19 protein-coding genes are annotated in these 21,915 nt (G+C 46.4%); 9 read left to right on the top strand and 10 right to left on the bottom strand.

Annotated features, from left to right (window positions below; genetic code table 11):
• Positions 1 to 258: 258 nt before the first annotated feature.
• Together ychF and GX089_14760 are read left to right on the top strand one after the other, a co-directional pair.
• Positions 259 to 1,344, top strand: coding sequence for a redox-regulated ATPase YchF (gene ychF, locus GX089_14765; protein NLP03754.1), 1,086 nt, complete (start codon positions 259 to 261; stop codon positions 1,342 to 1,344).
• Positions 1,345 to 1,382: 38 nt separating this feature from the next.
• Positions 1,383 to 2,585 (top strand): 1-acyl-sn-glycerol-3-phosphate acyltransferase, encoded by a 1,203-nt coding sequence (locus tag GX089_14760; protein NLP03753.1) that lies wholly within the window; start codon positions 1,383 to 1,385, stop codon positions 2,583 to 2,585.
• Between the two features lie 36 nt (positions 2,586 to 2,621).
• On the opposite strand, the gene GX089_14755 is transcribed toward GX089_14760, so the two are convergent.
• The 8 genes from GX089_14755 to GX089_14720 all read right to left on the bottom strand — a co-directional run bounded on the left by GX089_14755 (position 2,622) and on the right by GX089_14720 (position 11,980).
• Positions 2,622 to 3,659, bottom strand: coding sequence for a branched-chain amino acid aminotransferase (locus GX089_14755; GenBank protein ID NLP03752.1), 1,038 nt, complete (start codon positions 3,657 to 3,659; stop codon positions 2,622 to 2,624).
• 65 nt (positions 3,660 to 3,724) lie between these two features.
• Complete coding sequence (locus GX089_14750) at positions 3,725 to 5,359, bottom strand: citramalate synthase (protein NLP03751.1); 1,635 nt, start codon at positions 5,357 to 5,359, stop codon at positions 3,725 to 3,727.
• Between the two features lie 26 nt (positions 5,360 to 5,385).
• The gene (locus GX089_14745; GenBank protein ID NLP03750.1) at positions 5,386 to 6,450 is read right to left on the bottom strand and encodes a 3-isopropylmalate dehydrogenase; all 1,065 of its coding nucleotides are present in this window, start codon (positions 6,448 to 6,450) and stop codon (positions 5,386 to 5,388) included.
• A complete protein-coding gene (gene leuA / locus GX089_14740) occupies positions 6,451 to 8,031 on the bottom strand; it encodes a 2-isopropylmalate synthase (GenBank protein ID NLP03749.1) in 1,581 nt (526 codons plus the stop codon).
• Positions 8,032 to 8,099: 68 nt separating this feature from the next.
• Positions 8,100 to 9,200: a ketol-acid reductoisomerase gene (ilvC, locus tag GX089_14735; protein ID NLP03748.1), complete on the bottom strand. Its 1,101-nt coding sequence runs from the start codon at positions 9,198 to 9,200 to the stop codon at positions 8,100 to 8,102.
• Positions 9,201 to 9,268: 68 nt separating this feature from the next.
• Positions 9,269 to 9,751, bottom strand: coding sequence for an acetolactate synthase small subunit (ilvN, locus tag GX089_14730; GenBank protein NLP03747.1), 483 nt, complete (start codon positions 9,749 to 9,751; stop codon positions 9,269 to 9,271).
• A gap of 1 nt (position 9,752) precedes the next feature.
• The gene (gene ilvB / locus GX089_14725; protein ID NLP03746.1) at positions 9,753 to 11,477 is read right to left on the bottom strand and encodes a biosynthetic-type acetolactate synthase large subunit; all 1,725 of its coding nucleotides are present in this window, start codon (positions 11,475 to 11,477) and stop codon (positions 9,753 to 9,755) included.
• A gap of 317 nt (positions 11,478 to 11,794) precedes the next feature.
• Positions 11,795 to 11,980: an SAP domain-containing protein gene (locus GX089_14720; GenBank protein NLP03745.1), complete on the bottom strand. Its 186-nt coding sequence runs from the start codon at positions 11,978 to 11,980 to the stop codon at positions 11,795 to 11,797.
• Between the two features lie 220 nt (positions 11,981 to 12,200).
• Between GX089_14720 and GX089_14715 the strand changes: the two genes are divergently transcribed.
• Positions 12,201 to 13,343 (top strand): hypothetical protein, encoded by a 1,143-nt coding sequence (locus GX089_14715; protein NLP03744.1) that lies wholly within the window; start codon positions 12,201 to 12,203, stop codon positions 13,341 to 13,343.
• 196 nt (positions 13,344 to 13,539) lie between these two features.
• Here GX089_14715 and GX089_14710 read toward each other — a convergent pair whose 3' ends face one another.
• Positions 13,540 to 15,723 carry a PBP1A family penicillin-binding protein gene (locus GX089_14710; protein NLP03743.1) on the bottom strand — a complete coding sequence of 728 codons (2,184 nt, stop codon included), beginning with the start codon at positions 15,721 to 15,723 and terminating at the stop codon, positions 13,540 to 13,542.
• A gap of 240 nt (positions 15,724 to 15,963) precedes the next feature.
• On the opposite strand from GX089_14710, the gene gmd reads away from it, so the two are divergent.
• The 4 genes from gmd to GX089_14690 are packed head-to-tail and all read left to right on the top strand — an operon-like array spanning position 15,964 to position 19,590.
• Complete coding sequence (gene gmd / locus GX089_14705; protein ID NLP03742.1) at positions 15,964 to 17,013, top strand: GDP-mannose 4,6-dehydratase; 1,050 nt, start codon at positions 15,964 to 15,966, stop codon at positions 17,011 to 17,013.
• Positions 17,014 to 17,045: 32 nt separating this feature from the next.
• Positions 17,046 to 17,933: a DUF3108 domain-containing protein gene (locus GX089_14700; GenBank protein ID NLP03741.1), complete on the top strand. Its 888-nt coding sequence runs from the start codon at positions 17,046 to 17,048 to the stop codon at positions 17,931 to 17,933.
• Between the two features lie 11 nt (positions 17,934 to 17,944).
• Positions 17,945 to 18,541 carry a phosphatase PAP2 family protein gene (locus GX089_14695; GenBank protein ID NLP03740.1) on the top strand — a complete coding sequence of 199 codons (597 nt, stop codon included), beginning with the start codon at positions 17,945 to 17,947 and terminating at the stop codon, positions 18,539 to 18,541.
• Positions 18,542 to 18,546: 5 nt separating this feature from the next.
• Positions 18,547 to 19,590 (top strand): low specificity L-threonine aldolase, encoded by a 1,044-nt coding sequence (locus tag GX089_14690; GenBank protein NLP03739.1) that lies wholly within the window; start codon positions 18,547 to 18,549, stop codon positions 19,588 to 19,590.
• Here GX089_14690 and GX089_14685 read toward each other — a convergent pair.
• Complete coding sequence (locus GX089_14685; protein ID NLP03738.1) at positions 19,585 to 19,965, bottom strand: response regulator; 381 nt, start codon at positions 19,963 to 19,965, stop codon at positions 19,585 to 19,587. The two genes, GX089_14690 and GX089_14685, sit on opposite strands and share 6 nt — an antisense overlap.
• 203 nt (positions 19,966 to 20,168) lie before the next feature.
• Between GX089_14685 and GX089_14680 the strand changes: the two genes are divergently transcribed.
• Positions 20,169 to 20,576 (top strand): response regulator, encoded by a 408-nt coding sequence (locus tag GX089_14680; protein NLP03737.1) that lies wholly within the window; start codon positions 20,169 to 20,171, stop codon positions 20,574 to 20,576.
• Between the two features lie 353 nt (positions 20,577 to 20,929).
• Positions 20,930 to 21,853, top strand: a complete 924-nt coding sequence (locus GX089_14675) for a calcium/sodium antiporter (protein NLP03736.1) — start codon at positions 20,930 to 20,932, stop codon at positions 21,851 to 21,853.
• Positions 21,854 to 21,915: the final 62 nt, after the last annotated feature.

Here is a 21,915-nt window from a genome sequence, read left to right as displayed (position 1 = left end):
TTCCAGAATCGTGCAATTTCCGCAGATCCTCTCTATCTGGGAATCCTCAAACCCGGAAAAAATCTTCACTTCCTTCAAAACCGGCATGACTGAGCGCAGTTCGAATTTTCTATTCATAATCACCCCATAAAAAAGGTACGACCAGATCCCCGCAGGAAGGAACACGCCGGATGAAAGCAATAATTGAGACAGGGCTGTTACATGTGGTATTTTATGATATCCCGCCCGCAACTAATATAAATCCAGAATGGGTATAAGATGGGACTTAAAGCAGGAATCATCGGTTTACCAAATGTAGGTAAATCAACAATCTTCAACGCACTTTGCTCCGGCAAAGCGGCTGCAGAAAACTATCCATTCTGCACAATAGAGCCAAACCATGGTGTTGTGGAGGTTCCAGATGAGCGGCTGAGTCAGATAACCTCCTGCATTGAAACTGGTCGGGTCGTTCCAGCCCTCATTGAACTGATCGATATTGCCGGGCTTGTTAGAGGTGCAAGCAGGGGTGAGGGTCTGGGGAATCAGTTCCTGGGGCATATAAAGGAAGTTGACGCGATCATTCATGTGGTGAGGCTCTTCGAAGACTCCAGCGTTGTGCACGTTGACGGATCAATAGATCCCGAAAGAGATATCGACACAATAGAGACTGAATTGATTGTTAAAGACCTTGATACCGCGGAGAAAAGCCTCACTAAACTCTCAAAAAACAAGTCTCAGGATAGAGAGCACGAACTCCTGTTATCCAGCCTTGAGTTAATTGTAAACAATCTCTCATCCGGAGTGCCAATCCGTAAAATAGATCTCAGTCCTGAAATGCTCCACTCCATAAAAAGTTTCGGCTTTCTGACTCAGAAACCTGTTCTTCTGCTTGGCAACACAGGGGAAAAAGCCCTGTCTCCGCTGGATCGGAATCTGCTGCAGGAGTGTGCTGTTAAAACAGGCGGAGATTGTATTTTTCTTTGTGGAAAGATCGAAGCTGAGATTGCTGAACTCCCGGAAGGTGACCGGCATGAGTTTTTATCATCTCTTGGAATCACAGAAAGCGGCCTTGACACCCTTGCCCGTGCCGCTTACAAGCTTCTTGGTCTGGAGACATTCTTTACCGTAAACAAAAAAGAACTCCATGCCTGGACCATAAAGTCAGGAACGAACGCTTACAATGCAGCAGGAACAGTACATTCCGACTTCCAGGATCATTTTATCTGTGCTGAGGTCTACACTGTTTCAGATCTGGTGGAACTGGGATCAGAACAGGCATTGAGAGCTGCAGGAAAAATCCGCTCTGAAGGAAGAGATTACATTGTAAAAGACGGAGACATCATCCTTTTCAGGGCAAATCCCTGAAATGATTAACAGTATAGAAACACTGATCAGGACAGGTCATGAAAAAACTGCAATATGCATCAAGATGGTTCATCTGGAATATCCTTTCCAAGTCATTTAACGCACTGTACCTTCGGAAGAAATACAACTACAGTCTCACACCCGATTCTCAGCGCTTTCCCAGACCTCCTTTTCTTGTAGTGGCAAATCACGGGACATTTTTCGATCCCTGGATGGTTGGTCAGTACAGTCCCTGGCCTTTTTCCATAATGGTCAACGATGACGGGTTCAGAGGAAAGGGTATATCACAGTGGTACCTGAAAAATATCGGCTGTATCCCCAAACGTAAAGGTGCATCCGACTACAAGGCAATGAAAGCCACTCTTCAGCGGCTTAAAGAGGGATACCCTGTCTGTGTTTTTCCCGAAGGCCAGACCACCTGGGACGGTGAGACTCAACTGCTTTACAAAGGTCTGGAAAAACTGGTGATGAAAATGAATTGTCCTCTGGTAACTGTCAGGCTGAGGGGGAATTTTCTTTCTAAACCCTGGTGGGCAGAGACAATCCGCAAAGGAAAAATCACGGTTGAGATGAAAGTGCATGATCCGCAGGAATTCCAGGGTATATCAAGTGATGAGCTTTTCGAAAAAATTAAGTCCTCCATTTACCAGAATGACATCAAGGATCCTCAGAACCTCCAGTACCCCTTTTCAGGTGTAAGACTGGCCGAAGGTCTGGAAAGATTTGTCTGGATATGCATGCATTGCGGAAGTGAAGATACGCTGCAGACCGGGGGAAACATCATTAACTGTGTATCATGTGGAAAGTCATGGGAAATCGACGCTCACTGCAGACTGAAAGGAGTCAGGGAAGACACAAATTCTCTGCACGATCTGAAAGATTGGGCTGATATGCACAGAGAGAGAGTGAAAGAAAAAACAAGCAGCGGTTCCGGAATCCTTGCCATAACTGAAAACGTAACTCTTCAGAATGAAAACGACGAACGTACATTTGTTAACTCAGACACCGGTAAGGCTGTGCTTACAAGTGATACTCTGAGCCTTGAAACAGCGTCAGGAACAGTATCCTGGCCGGTATCAGAAATCGAGGATTGTGTTGTACAGAAAAAAGACCTGTTTGAATTCAGGCACAAAGACAAATACGTCCGTTTCTTACTCAATAAGAAGAGCCCGATGAAGTGGGTCTATTACCTGCGATACCTAAAAAACTACGAAGAGTTTGAAAAAAGAGGATACTTGTGAAAGCGGCACCATCAGGCACCGCTTTCTAAAGCTTGGTCAAACATTTGCAGTCGAGAGGGTTTTAACCGGAACCATCCACTGATGTTTATCTTCCAGTTCACCGTACTGAATCCCCTGAATCTGTTTGTAAAACCTGGTCAGTGTCTCACCTGCTTCGTCCTGTTTGCCGAAAGTATACACTTTGTCCCCATCGGTTATCGAGTAGACCGGTGTGATCACTGCCGCTGTTCCACAGGCGCCAACCTCTGCAAACTCAGGGAGTTCAGTTACAGGAATCTGCCGTTTCTCCACTTTCATGCCGAAGTCGGATGCTATCACCTGGAGACTGCTGTTGGTGATGGATGGCAGAATCGATGATGAAGCGGGTGTGACATACTTGTTGTCTTTTGCGATCCCCAGAAAATTTGATGTCCCAAACTCATCGATGTACTGATGAGTAGCGGAATCAAGATAAAGACATATCGGGTACCCCTTTGCCTTCCCGTCATAATCACCCAGCATCCCGGCAGCATAATTTCCGGCAGCCTTGACATGTCCAACACCTCTGGGGGCTGCTCTGTCGTAACCACGTTGTATATAAGCATTAACAGGCGCAAATCCGTTCCTGTAATAAGGACCAACGGGCATGCATAGGACCAGGAACAGATAATCCTCTGAAGGATGCACGCCAATGTGGGGACTGGATCCCACAAGCAAAGGCCTTACATACAGACTGGCTCCTGTACCGTAAGGAGGAACCCACTCAATGTTACGTAGTATAAGTTCATTAACAGCCTCCAGAAACAGTTCCTCCGGAGGAGCCTGCATCATCAGACGCTCCGCTGTGGCCTGCATTCTGGCCGCGTTCATTTCAGGCCTGAAAACCGCTACTGTCCCGTCAAGCTGTGTAAATGCCTTCATTCCCTCAAAGCAGGCCTGACCATAATGGAAACAGGTCGCAGCAAGATGAAAGCGCAGCTCAGGCTCGGTCTTTATCTCAATCTCACCCCATCTGCCGTTTGTGTAGCTGCAGGTGACAAAACAATCCGTCTGAGTATACTTGAATCCCAGATTCCGCCAATCGATGTTTTTCATAATACTTCCCTTAAAAAGGAAACTAATGTTTCACGCTCCGGCCCTGAGGAACGGCGCGCAGTATTCTATTTGACAGCAGCTTGACAAATCTCAGATGTTATCTCTGATTTGCCGGTATTAATCATGAATTTGTCCTTCATGAGCTTGTATTTAAGACTGTCGATCAAGGCCAGCCAGGAAGCTTCGATGATGTTTGTGGAAACTCCTACAGTTCCCCAACTGCTGATACCATCTGATGACTCAATAAGCACCCGGACCTTCGACTCCGTGCCATCCCTGCCATCGAGTACCCTCACTTTAAAGTCTTCCAGCTTCACCTTGCTAAGCGAAGGATAAAACTTGATCAGAGCCTTACGCAGAGCATTATCAAGCGCATTCACCGGTCCGTCACCTTCAGCAGCGGTGTGTTCGAAAACATCATTTTCCTTTATCTTTATAGTCGCCTCGGAAAAAACTTTTCCGTTTTCCTTCTTCTCCTCAATTACCCTGAAACCCATTACGATGAAAGGCTCCCGGAATTGTCCCAGCATCTCCCTGGCAATCAGTTCAAAAGATCCCTCAGCCGCCTCAAACTGATATCCCTGAGACTCAAGCTCCTTGATTCTCAAGAGAAGCTTCTTTACATCCGGATCTTTCTTATTCAGCCCGGGACGAATTGTCTCAAGCTTCTCCAGCATGGTCCCGGATCCCGCCTGGTCTGATACGACAAATTGACGTTCGTTACCGGTGCAGTCGGGAGATACATGTTCAAAAGACTCCCTCACTTTACGCACCCCGTCAGCATGAGCACCAGCCTTGTGAGAAAAGGCCGCTTTACCCACATACGGCGCCCGGATATCAGGAATGACGTTGGCAATCTCAGCGATAAATACCGAGAGTGACGAAAGAGTTTTGAGCTGCTGTGGGGTCACCAGCGGAAACCCTCTCTTCAATTGAAGATTCGGGATAATTGTGCAGAGATTGGCATTACCGCATCTCTCCCCAAGTCCGTTGATCGTGCCCTGAATATGAACCGCTCCGTTTATTACTGCCACACATGAATTTGCATCTGCACAGCCGGAATCGTTATGAGCATGGATACCAAGCGGTGTCGGGATTTTCGATTTGACATCCAAAAATATTGCAACAAGTTCATCGGGCAGAACACCACCATTGGTATCACAGAGCACTATACAGTCTGCACCTGCTTCACCGGCTGCCATAAGGGTGCTTATCGCATACTGTGGATCAGACTTGTATCCGTCAAAGAAATGCTCCGCATCGTAGATAACCTCTTCCATGTTCTTTTTCAGAAATCTGACGGAGTCGGTTATCATCCTGAGGTTCTCGTCTTTATCGGTACCTATGACATGGGTAACGTGCAGACCCCAGCTTTTACCGAATATTGTAGCAACCGGGACTCCAGTCTCCACCAGATTCCTCAGAAAAGGATCATCCTCGCTCTTACACCCCGGTCTTCTTGTGCTGCCAAAGGCTGCGATTTTCGCATGGAACCCTGCCCTGGATACCTCTCTGTAAAATTCGGTGTCAATCGGGCTGGTGGGATTGGGCCAGCCTCCTTCAATATAGTGTATCCCGAACTCATCGAGTTTTTCGGCTATGCGAAGTTTGTCACTCAGGGAAAAGCTGATCCCCAGTGCCTGATTTCCATCACGTAACGTGGTATCATAAAGAGATACGGATTGTTTTTTGTTTTTCATACTTTTCTGCCCGATAAAACATCTGTTCAGGAAACCATCGATGCTATCAGGTCTCCAACTTCGGTAGTACTCATTCCCATTCGTCCAGCCGACATACTCTTTATCTTGCCGGAAGAAAGGGCATCATATACCGCTTTGTCAATAGCTGCACTGGCCTCGTTCTCTCCAAGTGTCTCAAGCATCATAGCCCCGGCACAGATTGCCGCAAGGGGATTGATCACATTCTGACCTGTGTACTTGGGAGCACTCCCCCCGATAGGCTCGAACATCGAAACTCCCTCAGGGTTTATGTTTCCACCAGCAGCTATGCCCATACCACCCTGGATCATGGCACCAAGATCTGTTATGATGTCACCAAAGAGGTTTTCTGTCACTATTACATCGTAGAACTCCGGACTTTTCACCATCCACATGGTGCAGGCATCCACATGATTGTAATCCCTCTTGATATCGGGATAGTCCTTCTCCCCCACCTCATTGTGTGTGCGCACCCACAGATCACCTGCATACGTAAGCACATTACATTTGTGAACAAGTGTCAGAAGCTTCTTCTTGTTCCTCTTACGTGCATATTCATAAGCGTACCGTATGCACCTTTCTACCACGCTGCGCGAGTAAACCATCACCTGTGTGGCTATCTCCTGAGAGGTTCCAACCATCGCAGCCCCGCCCATACCGGTATAGATCCCGCCGGAATTCTCCCTTATGACCACGAAATCTATCTGCTCCGGCCCCTTGTCCCGCAGCGGAGTTTCAACATTGGGATAGAGCTTGACCGGACGAAGGTTGATGTACTGGTCAAGTGCGAATCTCAGTTTGAGAAGTATGCCAAGTTCAAGAATACCAGGTTTAACATCCGGATGCCCTATAGCCCCGAGGTAAATTGCGTTATGTTTGCGAAACTCCTCGATTGCGGAATCAGGAAGTGTCTCCCCGGTCCGATTGTAGCGATCACCGCCAAAATCATAATCAGTATAATTCAACTTTATTCCGTAACGCTTCGAAACAGCCTCCAGAACCTTTACTCCCTCCCGAAGTACCTCAGGACCTGTTCCATCTCCCGGTATCAATGCAATATTGTAGCTTTTCATTTAGGCACCCTTCTCCGATTTTTTATCAGCGGCCGAATTAACTGCCGCTGCTGGTAACTTACGTTTGAATCTCTTCATCCTGGCTATCTTGTTTACAACATCCATATATGCCAGTGCCGACGCCTCAACGATGTCGGTACTGGTTCCTGCACCGTTAAAAACCCCCTCATCGGACCTGGCCACAATAGAAACCCGCCCCTGGGCTTCGCGGCCTTCAGTCACGGCTTCCAGATGAAAGTTGTCTATTTTGATCTTGTATCCGACAATCCTGTCGATTGCCTTTGTTGCCGCATCAACCGCCCCGTCACCGCAGGCCGCCTCACTGTAGAGCTTTCCATCAACAAGGATCCTTGCGGTGGCAGTGGGGATAGTCCCTCTCCCGCTTGACACATTTAAGGTCTCGAGCACAAACCTGTCCTTGAGATCTTCACTGCTCTTTGATTCCATAAGCACAATAAGATCATCATCGTACACTGTACCTTTCTTATCTGCCAATTCCTTAAAGCGTTTGTAAATGTCCTCGGAACCGGCCTCAACCTCACTGTACCCCAGATCCAGAAGACGTGATCTGACCATGTGGCTTCCGGAACGGCTGGTCAGGTTCATCCTGTTTTCCTTCAAGCCGATCGATTGTGGTGTTATTATCTCATAGGTTTTCTTTTCCTTGAGCACTCCGTCCTGATGAATTCCGGAGGAATGGGAAAAAGCATTGGATCCCACTATAGCTTTGTTTGGCTGCACCGGCATGTGACAGAGTTCTCTGACGAGCTTGCTTGTTCGCATGATCTCGCGTGTATTTACAGATGTGGAAAGACCGAAAAGATCCTTCCTCACCTTTATCGCCATCACCACCTCTTCCAGCGCGGCATTACCCGCCCTCTCACCAATACCGTTGATTGCGCATTCCACCTGGCGCGCGCCATGCAAAACCGCTGTAAGAGAGTTCGCTGTGGCCATTCCCAGATCATTGTGGCAGTGCACGGAAATTACCGCTTTATCAATATTAGGCACTCTGTTGAACAATTCGTCAATTATTTTGGCAAAATGCTCCGGTGTGGTATAGCCCACAGTATCAGGAATATTTATTGTACCTGCACCAGCATCTATAGCGGTCTCCACAACACGGCAGAGAAAATCAACTCCGGTCCTGCCCGCATCCTCGGGAGAAAATTCCACATCTCCGCAATGGCGTCTGGCAAGACGGACACATCCCTTTACAATTTCCAGTATTTCACCTTCAGTCTTGCGCAGCTTTTTCTCTGTATGAATACCCGAAGTACCGATAAAAGTATGGATACGGCACTGCTCCGCCGGTTTAATGGCACGCGCGCAGGCCAGGATATCTTTTTCCACAGCTCTGGCAAGCCCACAGATTATAGGTCCCTTTATTTCACGTGCGATGCTTGTGACCGACTGGAAATCACCAGGGGAAGAAACCGGAAAACCTGCCTCAATAATATCCACATTGAGTCTGGCAAGCTGTCTGGCCACTCTGAGTTTCTGCTCAACTGACAAACTGGAAACAAGAGCCTGCTCGCCATCACGCAGGGTCGTATCAAAAATCAAGACTTTGTCTTTCATATATCCTCTTATACTTCCGGCCTCCAAAAGCGCCCCCCTTAACCAGGGGGCGCCTTTATCCGGATATACTAGTTTTTACCGCGGCCAGCGATACCCTTTGTTGCTTTGGATATCTCTTTGGCCTTCTCTTTCGGGCGCAGGCTCCTTACTGCCTTACCCGCCAGCCACATCTCCGAGTTACCCATTGCAGATAGTTCTTTGTCCAATAGTTCCTTATAATTGGGCTTTCCGCAGACAGTCAGAACTCTTCTGGTTTCCTTGCCACTCTTGACGGAATCATAAAGTTCCTTGAAAACGGGCAGCGTAGCCTTCTTAAACTTCGGCTTCCAGTCAAGCGCACCGCGCTGAGCAGTTGCTGAGCAGTTTGAGTACATCCAGTCCATTCCGTTTTCGTCAACCAGTCTGATCAGACTCTGTGTCAGTTCCTCAACTGTTTCGTTGAAAGCTTCACTGGGAGAATGGCCGTTTTTACGGAGCACATCATACTGTGCCTCCATAATTCCGGCAAGTGCACCCATCAGAACTCCCCGCTCACCCGTAAGGTCGCTGTATACTTCTTTCTGGAATGTTGTCGGGAACAGATACCCTGATCCAATCCCAATACCAACTGCAATGCAGCGCTCTTCAGCTCTGCCGGTAGCATCCTGGAAAACCGCGTAACTGGAGTTGATCCCGGCTCCATTCAGGAAATTCCTGCGTACTGAGGTTCCGCTTCCCTTTGGAGCAACGAGAATAACATCGATATCCTTTGGAGGAATGACCTTTGTCTGTTCCTTATATACAATAGAGAAACCGTGAGAAAAATACAGCGCCTTTCCTGGTGTCAGGTATTTCTTGATAGTAGGCCAGATTGCCATCTGCGCTGCATCCGAAACAAGCATCTGGATTATTGTTCCTTTCTGGGCTGCCTCTCCGATGTCAAACAGAGTCTTACCTGGTACCCACCCATCCTTAACTGCGCGATCCCAGTCTTTCCTGAACTTTTTCGCCTGTCCGACAATGACATTAAAGCCATTGTCCTTGAGATTCAATGCCTGGGCGGGACCCTGCACACCGTAACCGATGATGGCGATAGTTTCACCTTTAAGTGTTTTTCTGGCTTTAGCAAGAGTAAACTCCTTGCGGGTGATGACTTCTTCTTTTTTTCCGCCGAAATCGATTATAGCCATAAATTGGGCTCCTTCTGAAAAAGTGTAAACATTAAGCTGGAAACGGGCCCGGAGGGTCCTCCAACAATCTATTTCTTAGCCTGAGCAATAGCGATTGTCCCTGACCTGACCACCTCTTTAATTCCGTAAGGCTTCACCATCATCATGAAATCATCTATGGATTTCTTTGTCCCGGTCATCTCAAATGTAATTGATGTCGGGGAGACGGATGCTATTCGCGCTCCGAATATCCCACCCAGTTCAACAATCTCATGACGGTTTGCCTTGGAGGAATCGATATTGATAAGAAGCATCTCTCTTTCCACGATCGGATCATCGCCAAAGTCAATAACCTTGATTACATCTACAAGCCTGTTAAGCTGCTTTACAATCTGTTCAAGAACACTCTCATCACCATCGACTATTATGGTCATCCGTGAAACCGAAGAGTCCTCTGTCTCGGCAACTGTCAGACTTGAGATATTGTAGCCTCTGCTGGAAAAGAGCCCGGCTATCCTGGAAAGAGCGCCGCTGTGGTTCTCAACCATCACTGATATAGTATGTGTACCCATCTTATCCCTCCAGAATCTCATCAATCGGTTTGCCAGCCGGAACCATCGGAAACACATTTTCTTCCGGCGGAATCATAAACTCCATAAGCGCAGGCCCGTCGATGGAAAGCGCCTCTTTTATAACCGATTCAACCTGCCCCACTTCCTCTGCCCTGAATCCCTTAATGCCGTAACTGTTGGCAAGAGCCACAAAATCAGGGACATAGTTGCGCTTACACTTCTGTGTACCGGCACACTCATTACAAAGGACACCACCGCGAAGACACGTCGCACTGTATCTCTTATTGTGAAACAGATCCTGCCACTGACGCACCATCCCCAAATAAGTGTTGTTGAGGATAAGAATCTTGACCGGGATCCGGTCCACTGCCAGAGTGGCCAGTTCCTGTATATTCATTTGTATAGATCCATCACCGGCAATATCGATCACAGGAACACCCGGATTTGTCAGCGCCGCGCCCATGGCTGCCGGCAGCCCGAACCCCATCGTCCCCAGACCTCCAGATGTGATAAGAGTGCGGGGTTTTGTGAATTTGTAAAACTGCGCAGTCCACATCTGGTTCTGACCCACCTCAGTACAGATGATAGCATCATTACCGACCTGCTTCTGAAGCTGCTCTATCACCCATTGCGGCTTTATCTCAGTCTGCGATTGAGTATAGTTAAAAAGCCTGCTGCCCTTACGGGTGTTGATCAACTCGTTCCATTCATCCGGCTGCCTGGGTTTGACAAATTTATTAAGAGATGTCAGAATATTTTTAGCATCACCCACAACCGGAATGTCAACCTCAATTATCTTTGATATGGCCGCCGGATCAACATCCATGTGAATTATTTTTGCATTGGGAGCGAATTTTGCCACAAAACCTGTCACCCGGTCATCGAAACGCGCACCCACAGAGATGATAAGATCACTCTCCTGAAGAGCGAAATTCGCGGTCTTCGATCCATGCATCCCGGGCATACCAATAAAAAGAGGATGATCTCCAGGAAAAGCCCCAAGCCCCATTAATGTGGTAGTCACAGGAATATTGGTGGTTTCAGCCAAAGTCCTGAGCTCCTCATGGGCCCCGGAAAGTATAATCCCGCCACCGGCAAAAATCACCGGCTTACGAGCAGCCTCAATAGCCTCTGCTGCCCGTTTTATCTGACGGAGATTGCCGACAAGATTAGGTTTGTAGCTGCGTATCTTGACAGAATCCGGATATTTATAGTCCTCATGAACAGATCTGGAGATATCCGCAGGTATATCCACAAGCACCGGCCCGGGTCTTCCTGTTGATGCTATGTGAAAAGCCTTCTTAATTATTCCCGGCAGTTCTTCCACCGACTTGACAAGAAAGTTGTGCTTGGTTATGGGTCTTGTGATCCCGACCACATCCGCTTCCTGAAATGCATCTGAACCAAGCAGCCACGAAGCAACCTGGCCGGTGATAGCAACCATGGGGATAGAGTCGAGATAAGCGGTGGCAATACCTGTCACAAGATTTGTTGCTCCCGGTCCCGAAGTAGCCAGACAAACTCCAACTTTCCCGCTGGCCCTTGCATAACCATCAGCCGCATGTGCGGCAGCCTGCTCATGCCTGGTCAGGATAAATTTGATCTCTTTTGTATCATAAAGGACATCAAAAATAGGGATAACCACACCACCCGGATATCCGAAAACAACCTCGACACCCTCCCTGATCAGGGCATCAACAACAATTTGCGCACCTGTCTTCCTCAAAGCATCCTCCAATAGTTCATTGACAGACGATCCGGGGCAGATCAAAACAGTGTAAAATACGACCTCCGCCCCGAACAATCAAGAAATTATCCTTTAACAAAACAGAAAGGCCCGTTTCCCTCGAGGGAAACGGGCCTTATTTTTACCTTTTTAAGCGTATGCTCTAAATGCCCGTTTCCCTTCTGGCGGGAACAATTACTACCACGCCTACTACAAGCAGGACAGCACTTAGAATTACACTATTGATTCGGCTTTTCATACGCATGAATTTAATGTAAATAAAAACTGAGAAAAAAGCAACTTCTTTCTTACTAAAATCATTTCTTAGGAAGGCAATCTTCACGCCAGCAACAATCCATCTGACCACAATCAGTCTGTGCCGATTTAAAACAGGGAAAATTCCCCTCAGCTTTCTGAATAGATTGAATCAGTTCATCCTTTTTCATCTTCGCACCTGAAATTCCCAACTCCCTGGCTTTTTTCCGTATCTCGGCAAGCTGCACCATAATCACTCCTTTTTCTGAATTGATGATTGTTTCGGAAGGGAATTAAAATACTCATCATATTATACATTTTCCTGCATCAGCATTGCAACTCTCTTTTTACCATTTCCCCTTGACTTTTCCAGTACTGAATTGCCTCTCTGATGACAATAACTTAGATTACATATATAATTAAGTATTGCAGTTTTTACCTAAAAATCGATTAGACAAAGGGGGACTTATGCGATTAACACCGGTTCTGATCCTCGCAACTGTCCTGTCATTAGCTCTTTCTGTATCCGGAAAAACAATAGTAGTGCCCAAAGATGCTCCGGGTATACAGGCCGGACTTGATAAAGCAGATTCAGGCGACACTGTATTTGTTAAAAAAGGACTCTACAGGGAAACTGTCACCCTTAAAGATAATGTGTTTCTGATAGGTGAATCATCGTCCCTGACCAGAATCCAGGGAAATAAAAAGGATCCTGTGGTAACAGGAGCAGACCAGGCAACAATAAAAAACTTTGTAATTGAAAATGGAGGCACTGGTATTAAATGTGAAAACACCTCACCTGTAATTGAAAACTGCATTATAAGAGACAATAAAGGTACCGGAATCCAATGTCTGGTCTCCCTCCCCTACATCCGCAACTGTATTATCTACCGCAACGGCTGGTCCGGTATCTTCTGCGAGTCCTCCAGAAGTATCAAAACCGCCATTGAACATAACATTATCGCAGAAAACGGTTACAGCGGAATAATGCTCTCCGCAAGAAGCGAAGTACTGGTCAGCCACAACATTCTTTTCAATAACAAAGAGTATGGAGTCTGGGCTGGAGAGGAATCCCGAAGGTCAAGAATCGTTTTCAATGATTTCTTTGGAAACCGCCTCCCTAATAACTACTACGTCCAAATTGACAACACAAATATCAGCGCAGATCCGCTTTTTATGATGACAGATAACCAGACCTACAACTATGGACAAAGCGAAGCCCTCAAAGGCAAAGGCAAGGATGGGCTCTCTATCGGGCTTATCAGTGAGGTCGATATGGAGATAAAAATCAATGATCCCGACCAGGATGGAATAGAGAGCAAAAAGGACGCGTGTCCGGATATAGCTGAGGATCTGGATGGTTTTGAAGATCAGGATGGATGTCCAGATTTCGATAATGATAAGGACGGAATCTATGACTCAGAAGACAAATGCCCAGATCAGGCAGAAGACATGGATGGGTTCAGGGATGATGACGGATGTCCGGATGATGATAATGATAAAGACGGTATTTTAGATAAAGATGACATCTGTCCCCATGAAAAGGAAATTGTCAATGGCTACAAAGATGAGGATGGATGCCCGGATGAGGTACCGGTAAAAAAGGAATAAATCAGGGCATGAATAGAAATAAAAATATTATGAAGATACGGCGGGAGGATGGTTTCTGACAAGCACTGAAGATCTTATTTAGTCGCTGTATTTAAATGATTGTGGTTGTTAAATCTAACTTAATTCTCTTTCTCTCTTTTCTCCGCGATTCCACGTGAGACTCTCGTCTATCGTGAGCCTCCCATTTCTTCAACACCTAAAACATCATTCGCTTCTTCTTCTTATCCGAGGAGGATTTCTTTTCAATCTGAGGGGTGCTGAAAAGCTTCATCATGTTGTCTCCTCTTTTCCCTCTGACCCCGTGAATATCGCAGGTGTCAAGCTTGCTTTCCCCAAGAAAAAATTCCACGACTCCTTTGGGACAGTGATCATTTACTACAAGATGGGATTCACGGCAGATGGTCTCTGTTTTTATCCCCTCCGGCTTTTGGAAATCCTTTACTGGAAGACCTTCGTGGAGAGGTATCATGGTTCTGACCCAGACTGGAATAGCCGCGATAGATCCTGTGACGCCTGTACCAAGTGGTCTTCGCTCATCAACTCCAGCCCATACGCCGCATGCGATCTGGGGAGTAAAACCCACGAACCAGGCATCGGAATAGTCATTTGTAGTACCGGTTTTCCCTGCAGCAGGCCGTGTAAAGCCCAGCCCCGGAATAGAGGCTCCGGTTCCGCAGCATACTACAGTCTTCATAAGTGATGCCATCAGGAAGGCAGTCTGAGGAGAGAGCACCTCCTTTTCATCAGGGGTGTGCGACTCAAGCACCCGTCCGCTCCTGTCCACAATCTTCTCAATCCAATATGGCTTAGCCAGTATTCCTCCATTGGCATAGATGGAATATGCAGAGGTAAGCTCCAACGGAGTAGCCTGGCAGGCCCCTATTGCCAGTGCCGGAACAGGATTCATTTCGTGCCTCAACCCCATTCTTCTTGCATATTCAATGACCTTGTGAGCACCTACTTTGTTAAGCACCTGTATTGCCACCAGGTTGACTGATTTACCAAGTGCACTTCGGATAGTGATCGGGCCATTGAAGACCTTGTCATAATTTTCAGGGCGCCACTCTCCATTATCGGTCATCAAGGTTATCGGCTGATCGAGAACCACAGAGGCGGGTGTAAATCCATTTTCCAGGGCAGCAGTGTAGACAAAAGGTTTGAAAGCAGAACCCGGCTGGCGCCTGGCATGGAGTGCCCGGTTGAATTTACTCTCCTGGAAATTTCTCCCTCCTATGAGAGCCCGGATTGCACCTGTCTGGACATCCAGAGCGACAACGGAGATCTGAGCCTGACGAAGTTTGATGGAGTCTGGAAACTTTGAAAACTCCTCCTCATGCAATGCATAGATGGAATCGAAGGAGGCAAGAAATGTTTCCCGCTTAATTTTGAGTTTCCGGTCTGCTCTGGTACTGTCAAGGAATATACGGTTGAGGCGTTTCTGAAGACTGGCGATCTGACGTGCACAGGATTGTTCGGCTGAATCCTGGGCGACAGGATCAAGAGTGGTGTGAATTGTCAGTCCTCCATTGTAAAGCATCTCATCACCGTACTTATCAGATACATATTTCCTTACCATTTCCATGAAGTACTGTCCCTTGCCCTGAACGGGTTTGGTTATCCTGCACTCAACCGGCAGGTGGGCAGTCTGGGAAGCGGTATTACGGTCAATAAATTTAAGATCCTTCATTGCCTTTAAAACAATGTTGCGTCGCTGGGTGATACGTAAAATATTGGCTTGCCTGTCAGGGCGGTACCGTTCCGGGAGCTGGATTAGTCCGGCAAGAAGAGCACACTCCTCAATGCTGAGCTCAGAGCAGTGTTTGCTGAAATAATACTCACTGGCAGCCTCAACACCGTAAACACCTGCGCCCAGATAGACCTGGTTGAGATACAATTCAAGTATTTCTCTTTTCGTGTAGCAGGATTCAAGCTGAATGGCGGTAAGCACTTCTCTTAATTTACGGGTGATTGACTTATGCGAGGTAAGATAGACATTCCTGGCAAGCTGCTGAGTGATTGTCGAGAAGCCCTGAGCATACCCTCCCCTGGACATATTCACTATTATGGCCCCGAATATTCTTTTTACGTCTATTCCCCAGTGACGGTAAAAGCGTCTGTCTTCAATTGCAATCACCGCGTTCTGGAGATCCATGGGGATTTTCTCTAAAGGGACCCAGTATCTTTTCTCTATGCTGAATTCATGTATTAGCGATTTATCCCTGCCCAGAACCTTTGTAACCAGCCGCTGCTCAATATTTTGCATCTGATTGAGCGTTGGAAGCGTCTGATAGAGTCTATAAAGAAAAAACGATCCGGTGGCAACAGATGCGGAAAAGAGAAAGATGAATGCAAAAAACATGCTCAGAATGATCTTTCCCAAAATTTTACCCTGGCCGGCACTCTTTGTATGATCAGAGGAAAATATTACAGGATCCATGACCGTAAAAATATAGCCCGAAGCGCAGGCAAGTCAAACTATACGGATCAACAGTTGATCCCAGATAAGTTTTCCGGGATCTGCATAAATGTTTTACCTTAACGGGGCAGTGATTGATTATCAATCAGAATCGGTTGTATATTGGCTATTTTACACTTTCTTAAATAGCCATCAGGAGAATTCATGAAGAAAACCGCTTTGATTACAGGAATTACCGGCCAGGATGGATCTTATCTTACAGAGCTGCTTCTGGAAAAAGGTTATGAGGTCCATGGAATGATCAGGCGTGCCAGTTACTTCAACAGGCGCAGGATCGACCATCTTTACAAAGATCCTCATGGAAAAAGCACCAGCCTTTTCCTTCATTACGGCGATATGTCAGACAGCAGCAACATGAACCGTATGTTAGAGAAGGTGCAGCCCGATGAGATCTACAATCTGGCTGCTCAATCACATGTCAGGGTTTCTTTTGAAGTTCCGGAATATACTGCAGATGTTGATGCGGTAGGTACACTGAGACTTCTGGATGCCCTAAAGGAGACCGGCTTGAAATGCCGGTTCTATCAGGCATCCACATCAGAACTTTATGGAAAGGTACAGGAGGTCCCTCAGAGCGAGAAGACACCATTTTATCCGCGTTCACCATACGCGGTTGCTAAACTTTACGCCTACTGGATAGTTATAAACTACAGGGAAGCTTATAACCTGCATGCGTCCAACGGAATTCTCTTCAATCATGAGTCACCCCGCAGAGGAGAGAGCTTTGTCACCCGTAAAATCACCATCGGGGCATCATCTATCAAGGCCGGAAAGAAAGACTGCCTGTACATGGGAAATGTCGATGCCAGACGTGACTGGGGATATGCTCCGGATTTTGTTAAGGCGATGTGGTTAATGCTACAGCAGGACAGGCCTGATGATTATGTGATCGCTACCGGAGAGATGCATTCTGTCAGAGAATTTATTGAAAAGGCATTTGGATTGCTCTCTATGCCTATCGAATGGAATGGCAAAGGTGTTGAGGAGACCGGTATCGACACCAATAGCGGGAAAGTAGTGGTGCGTATCGATCCCAAGTATTACCGTCCCACGGAAGTCGAACAGCTTCTGGGGGATTCAAACAAGGCAAGAAAGGCTCTGGGATGGAAACCGGAAGTCAACTTTGACCAACTGGTGGAAATTATGGTCAGGGCCGATTACGATTCTATAATGAAAGGTAGTAACGAAGTATAATGAGAATGCGCTTTTTCAGGCATAAGATACCAATGCGGATACCTGCTGCCAGTGCTGCGTTTTTTTTCCTGCTCGCCTGCCATTCATTTACTATTGCTAAAGTCGATAAAGTGGAGATAAAATGGCAGGATGCCGCAAAAGAGGTCGACGTTTTTCTCTTCAAGCAGCAGTACATCGACTCTGTAAAAAACGTAAACAACGTCACCGGTCCGCAGTCCTCTTTAAGATTTATCGAAAAAAAGAGACCCTGCGAACCGGAAACACTGGTTTATGATGTTGCCTGGGGGCCTTTCAAAGCTGGTTTCGTAGTGCTCACTACTGAGCCCGATCCCCGGAATCGTACAATTCGTCTGGGTGGAAAAGCACTCTCCAACAACTTTATAAGTGCTTTCTACCGCATGCGGGACTATGTGATGTCTGTTGTTGATGCTGACGGGCTCTATCCGGTCTTCTTTGAGCAGCATCTTCGGGAAGGGAAAAGGTATAAAGCTGACGGATACATTCTTTACGACCAGGCCGGGGGCAAAACCTATGTTCAGGAGAGGAATTTCAGAAGTCTTGAAACCCCGCAGTTTATCCATGACTACATATCGATTCTTCATTATATCCGTGCCATGGATTTTTCGCCCGGAGATACTTTTACCCTCAATCTCTTTATCCACTCCAAGGTCCATCCCATTTTTTTCAATGTCAGAGAGAAAAAAACAATCGAAGTGGATGCAGGAGTGTTTAATTGCATACGGCTTGAACCAAAGCTGGCAGGTGAGGGAAGAGCTTTCAACAAGAGAGACAAACTTGAAGTATGGGTTACCGATGACCAATATAAAACGCCGGTGCTGATCAAGTCCAAAATCAAATTCGGTACAATCAATGCCAAACTGATCTGGAAAAATCGTTCCCGAACCCAAACCTCCGGATAATATTTAGAACCATGGAATTTCTCCTCTCAATTGACAGGGCGCTGTTTCTGTTCTTCAACTCGCAGTTGTCCTGCCTATTTCTGGATTTTTTCTTTGTCACTATTACAGAGCCAAAATACTGGATCATTCCTGCAATCCTGGGAGCAGTACTTTTTATCAGATCCCAGAAGAAAAAAGCCCTGATCGTGCTATTTCTGGCAATAGTCACAGTAGCACTTACAGACCCGATTTCTTCCAAAGTAATTAAGCCTCTTGTGGGCAGGCTTAGGCCCTGCCACCCGGATGTAATGCTTGAAGGGGGAATATTCCTCCAGGGTTTGAGGAGAACATTTTCATTCCCTTCATCTCACGCTACGAATATCTTTGCACAAGCTGCACTTTTTTCCTTCTTTTACCCGGGGAAATACATCTGGTTTTTCCTCTTTGCATCTCTTATCGGTTTATCCCGGATTTACATTGGTGTACATTATCCCTTCGATGTTCTCGGTGGAGCGGTTTTCGGAATCATAATTGCATTTGGAGTCTACAGGGGTTATCTCTTCGTAATCAGGCTTTACAATCAAAAAAAGTCCCCTCTGCCTGAGGAAAGCGGCGTAACAGCGGAGTGAAAATCATGCCTCCCGAGGCCAGACCTCAATTTGCAAGTGATAACTGTTCCGGAATCTGCCCTGAAGCGCTCGATTCCATGATCAGAGCCAATCATGGTTACAGCGAGTCCTATGGAGAAGATATCTGGACCAGGAAGGCCTCAGATGCCATCAGGGAGTTTTTTCAGTGCGATTGTGATGTCTTCTTTGTGTTTAATGGCACAGCGGCAAACTCCCTTGCTCTCTCCTCTATCTGCCGTCCATACCATAGCATAATCTGCCATGAGATGGCACACATAGAAACAGATGAGTGTGGAAGCCCCGAATTTTTCTCCAATGGAGCCAAGCTCCTTACTGTTCCTGGTGCAAATGGGAAAATCGATCTCAGCGCGGTTGAGGCAAGAATTGTCAAAAGGAAAGATATTCACTACCCGAGACCTCATGTGCTAAGTATCACACAATCTACAGAAGCCGGAACTGTATATTCTCCGGAAGAGCTCCAGTCGATTAACAAGCTGGCACGGAAATACGGGCTTTTTATTCACATGGATGGAGCACGGTTTGCAAATGCCGTAGCTTCTCTGAAAGTACACCCCTCGGAGATCTCCTGGAAATCAGGTGTGGATGTTCTCTGCCTGGGGGGCACCAAAAACGGTCTTGCATACAGTGAGGCTGTGGTGTTTTTCAACCGCAGTCTTGCCACAGACTTCGAATATCATTGCAAGCAGGCTGGACAACTGGCATCAAAAATGCGTTTCATGACTGCCCCCTGGGTAGATCTTATAGAGAGTAGGACCTGGCTTAAGAATGCTGAAAATGCCAATCATTATGCAAGATTACTTTCTGAACGTCTCAGCGGCTTTAAAGAGATCAGGGTGATGTATCCGCCTGAAGCAAATGCTGTGTTTGTAAGCATGGAGAGTAATTTGGAAAAAGAGCTTAGAGACCGGGGTTGGATTTTTCACAACTTTTTTGCAACGGGCTGCAGTCGCTTCATGTGTTCCTGGAATACAAGAGAAGAAGATATAGAGATGCTTTGTGAAGATATCCGCCAGATCACCAGATCATGATTCTCTGATTCCAATGCTTTTAAGCACTTCATTAAGGTTCTGCATCGAAACCGGCTTTTCAAAATAGAAATCTGCACCGAGGCTCATGGCTTTCTCAAGCGTCCCGCTGCTGCCATAGGCTGTTATAAGAGCAATTCTGGTTTCCTTTGATTTACTTCTGATATGAGAGATAATTTCAAATCCCTCTTGTCCAAGAGTACCTGAGAGCCTGAGGTCAGCTATAACCGCATCATAGTAGATTGAATCCAGGTTTCTCTTTGCGTCCTCAATGCATTCACATGTGTCCACTTCCACATTGGGGCGGCTGAGGAGTTTCCGGAACGCAAGGAGAATTGCCTCCTCGTCATCTACCACTAAAATGCGTTTTTTATCCATTAAGATCCTCACGTGAAGCTTCTTTCAGTATATCATTTCTCATAGCCTGTGTGAACCCCTGCAGTGGAAAAATATCTCTGGGCAAATTAAATCTTCCAAGTAGTCCTGGTGGAATACCTATCAGGTGAGGAATGACGTGAGGGGTAAATAAAAATAATTCATGTGATCACCGGATGTAAGCACTTATTTCAATATCATATGAGATGGCATTTCTTTTGCGCATTGCTCAGATCATGAAAAGAATTCTTCTGGCTGATGATGAAGAGAGTATCCTTCTTGCCTATAAGAAACTTTTAAGCAGTAATGATGTTGCTGTAGACACGAGCCAGACTGTCTCAGAAGCACTATATCGCCTTAAAGAGCAACATTATGAAGCTGTGATAGTGGATTTGTGTTTGTCCGGGACCGCAGAGATGGATGGGTTGAAGATTGTGGAATTTGTCAAAAACCTTTCTCCACAAAGCAAAGTAATAGTACTTACAGCTTTTGACGACAACAGGATCCGTGAAAAGGTGATATTTGCCGGAGCATATTGCTTTCTTGAAAAACCCGTCTCTGCTTTTCTGATAAGAGATCTGCTCAAAGAAATTGGTGTATATAACCTTGATTGATTAAAGGATTACCTCGATTTCAAGTCTGGAAAAAGAATGATATTGGTTTGAAACGGTTACTATTGATTAACCCGATTTAAAATGATAATGAATGTGGGAAAAAGATTTATTTTAATATCTGTATCCAGAATTGTATGTGCAAAAAACACACAAAACCGGATACAGAGTTAAAATGAGTTCTCCGCGGTTTAAGTACTGTGGAGAATATGTTAAAAATAAACCTGGATTGATTTCGTAGTATCTTCAATATTCTTAATTCAGACATTCCGGCATTTTACTCCCGAATTCTCTCCGTTTCTGATATCACAGAATTCGCCTTACCAGAATAAGTACGCCGGGCAGGAGAAGAATATATGATTGCAGCCATGATTTTAGCGGGTCTGGTGTTACTTTATTTTGGTGCAGAGGGTCTTGTCAGGGGCAGTGCTTCGCTGGCTCTGAAATTCGGGATGACTCCACTGATGGTTGGGTTGACGGTTGCAGCATTCGGAACAAGTTCCCCGGAGCTTGTTGTCAGTGCCAAGGCAGCCTACAACGGTCTCGGAGATATAGTAGTGGGAAATGTAGTCGGCTCCAACATATTCAATGTAGCGGTTATTCTGGGTTTTGCCGCTTTGGTGAGACCACTGAAAGTCAAGAATCAGATTTTAAGAACCGATGCCCCGATAATGATAGCAGTGTCTTTAGTGCTGGTCCTGTTTTTAAGGGACAGGGTGATCTCCAGACCTGAAGCGGCGATATTAGCCACTGGTATTATCGCTTATATAATTCTTTCGGTTCATCTTTCCAGAAAAGAAAATGCTTCTGCGGACATCCCCGTCAGTACCGGTAAATCCCCTCTTCTTGATCTCCTGTTTGTGGTTGCCGGATTGGGTATGCTTATTGCCGGTTCAAATTTACTGGTGAATGGAACTGTCAAGCTGGCCACATACCTGGGGGTAAGTCAGGCTGTAATCGGTTTGACCATTGTCGCGGCAGGAACCAGCTTTCCTGAACTGGCCACATCGGTGGTTGCCGGGATACGGGGGGAAGATGACATTGCGATAGGAAACATAATCGGGTCCAATATTTTTAACATACTCTGTATTCTGGGAGTGGCCCCGTTTTTTGGTCAGGTTAAGACTGGAGGAATCCAGGTTCTGGATCTTGCATTTATGCTTGGCACTTCGGCACTTCTTTTGCCTCTGATGTGGCCAAAACTCAGGATCGGACGCGCGGGAGGTATGCTTTTAGTATTGTTATACGGCAGCTATCTTTTCCTTATCTGGCCCAAATAGTATTACCCTGGATTAATGGCAGAGAGTGCTTCCGGATGTCACTTGATCCAGAGGAGAATTTG

Source organism: Fibrobacter sp. (assembly GCA_012523595.1).
Taxonomy (GTDB): Bacteria; Fibrobacterota; Chitinivibrionia; order Chitinivibrionales; family Chitinispirillaceae; genus JAAYIG01.
Note: the sequence above shows the minus strand (reverse complement) of the source record. Positions and strands in the feature narration are given on the sequence as shown.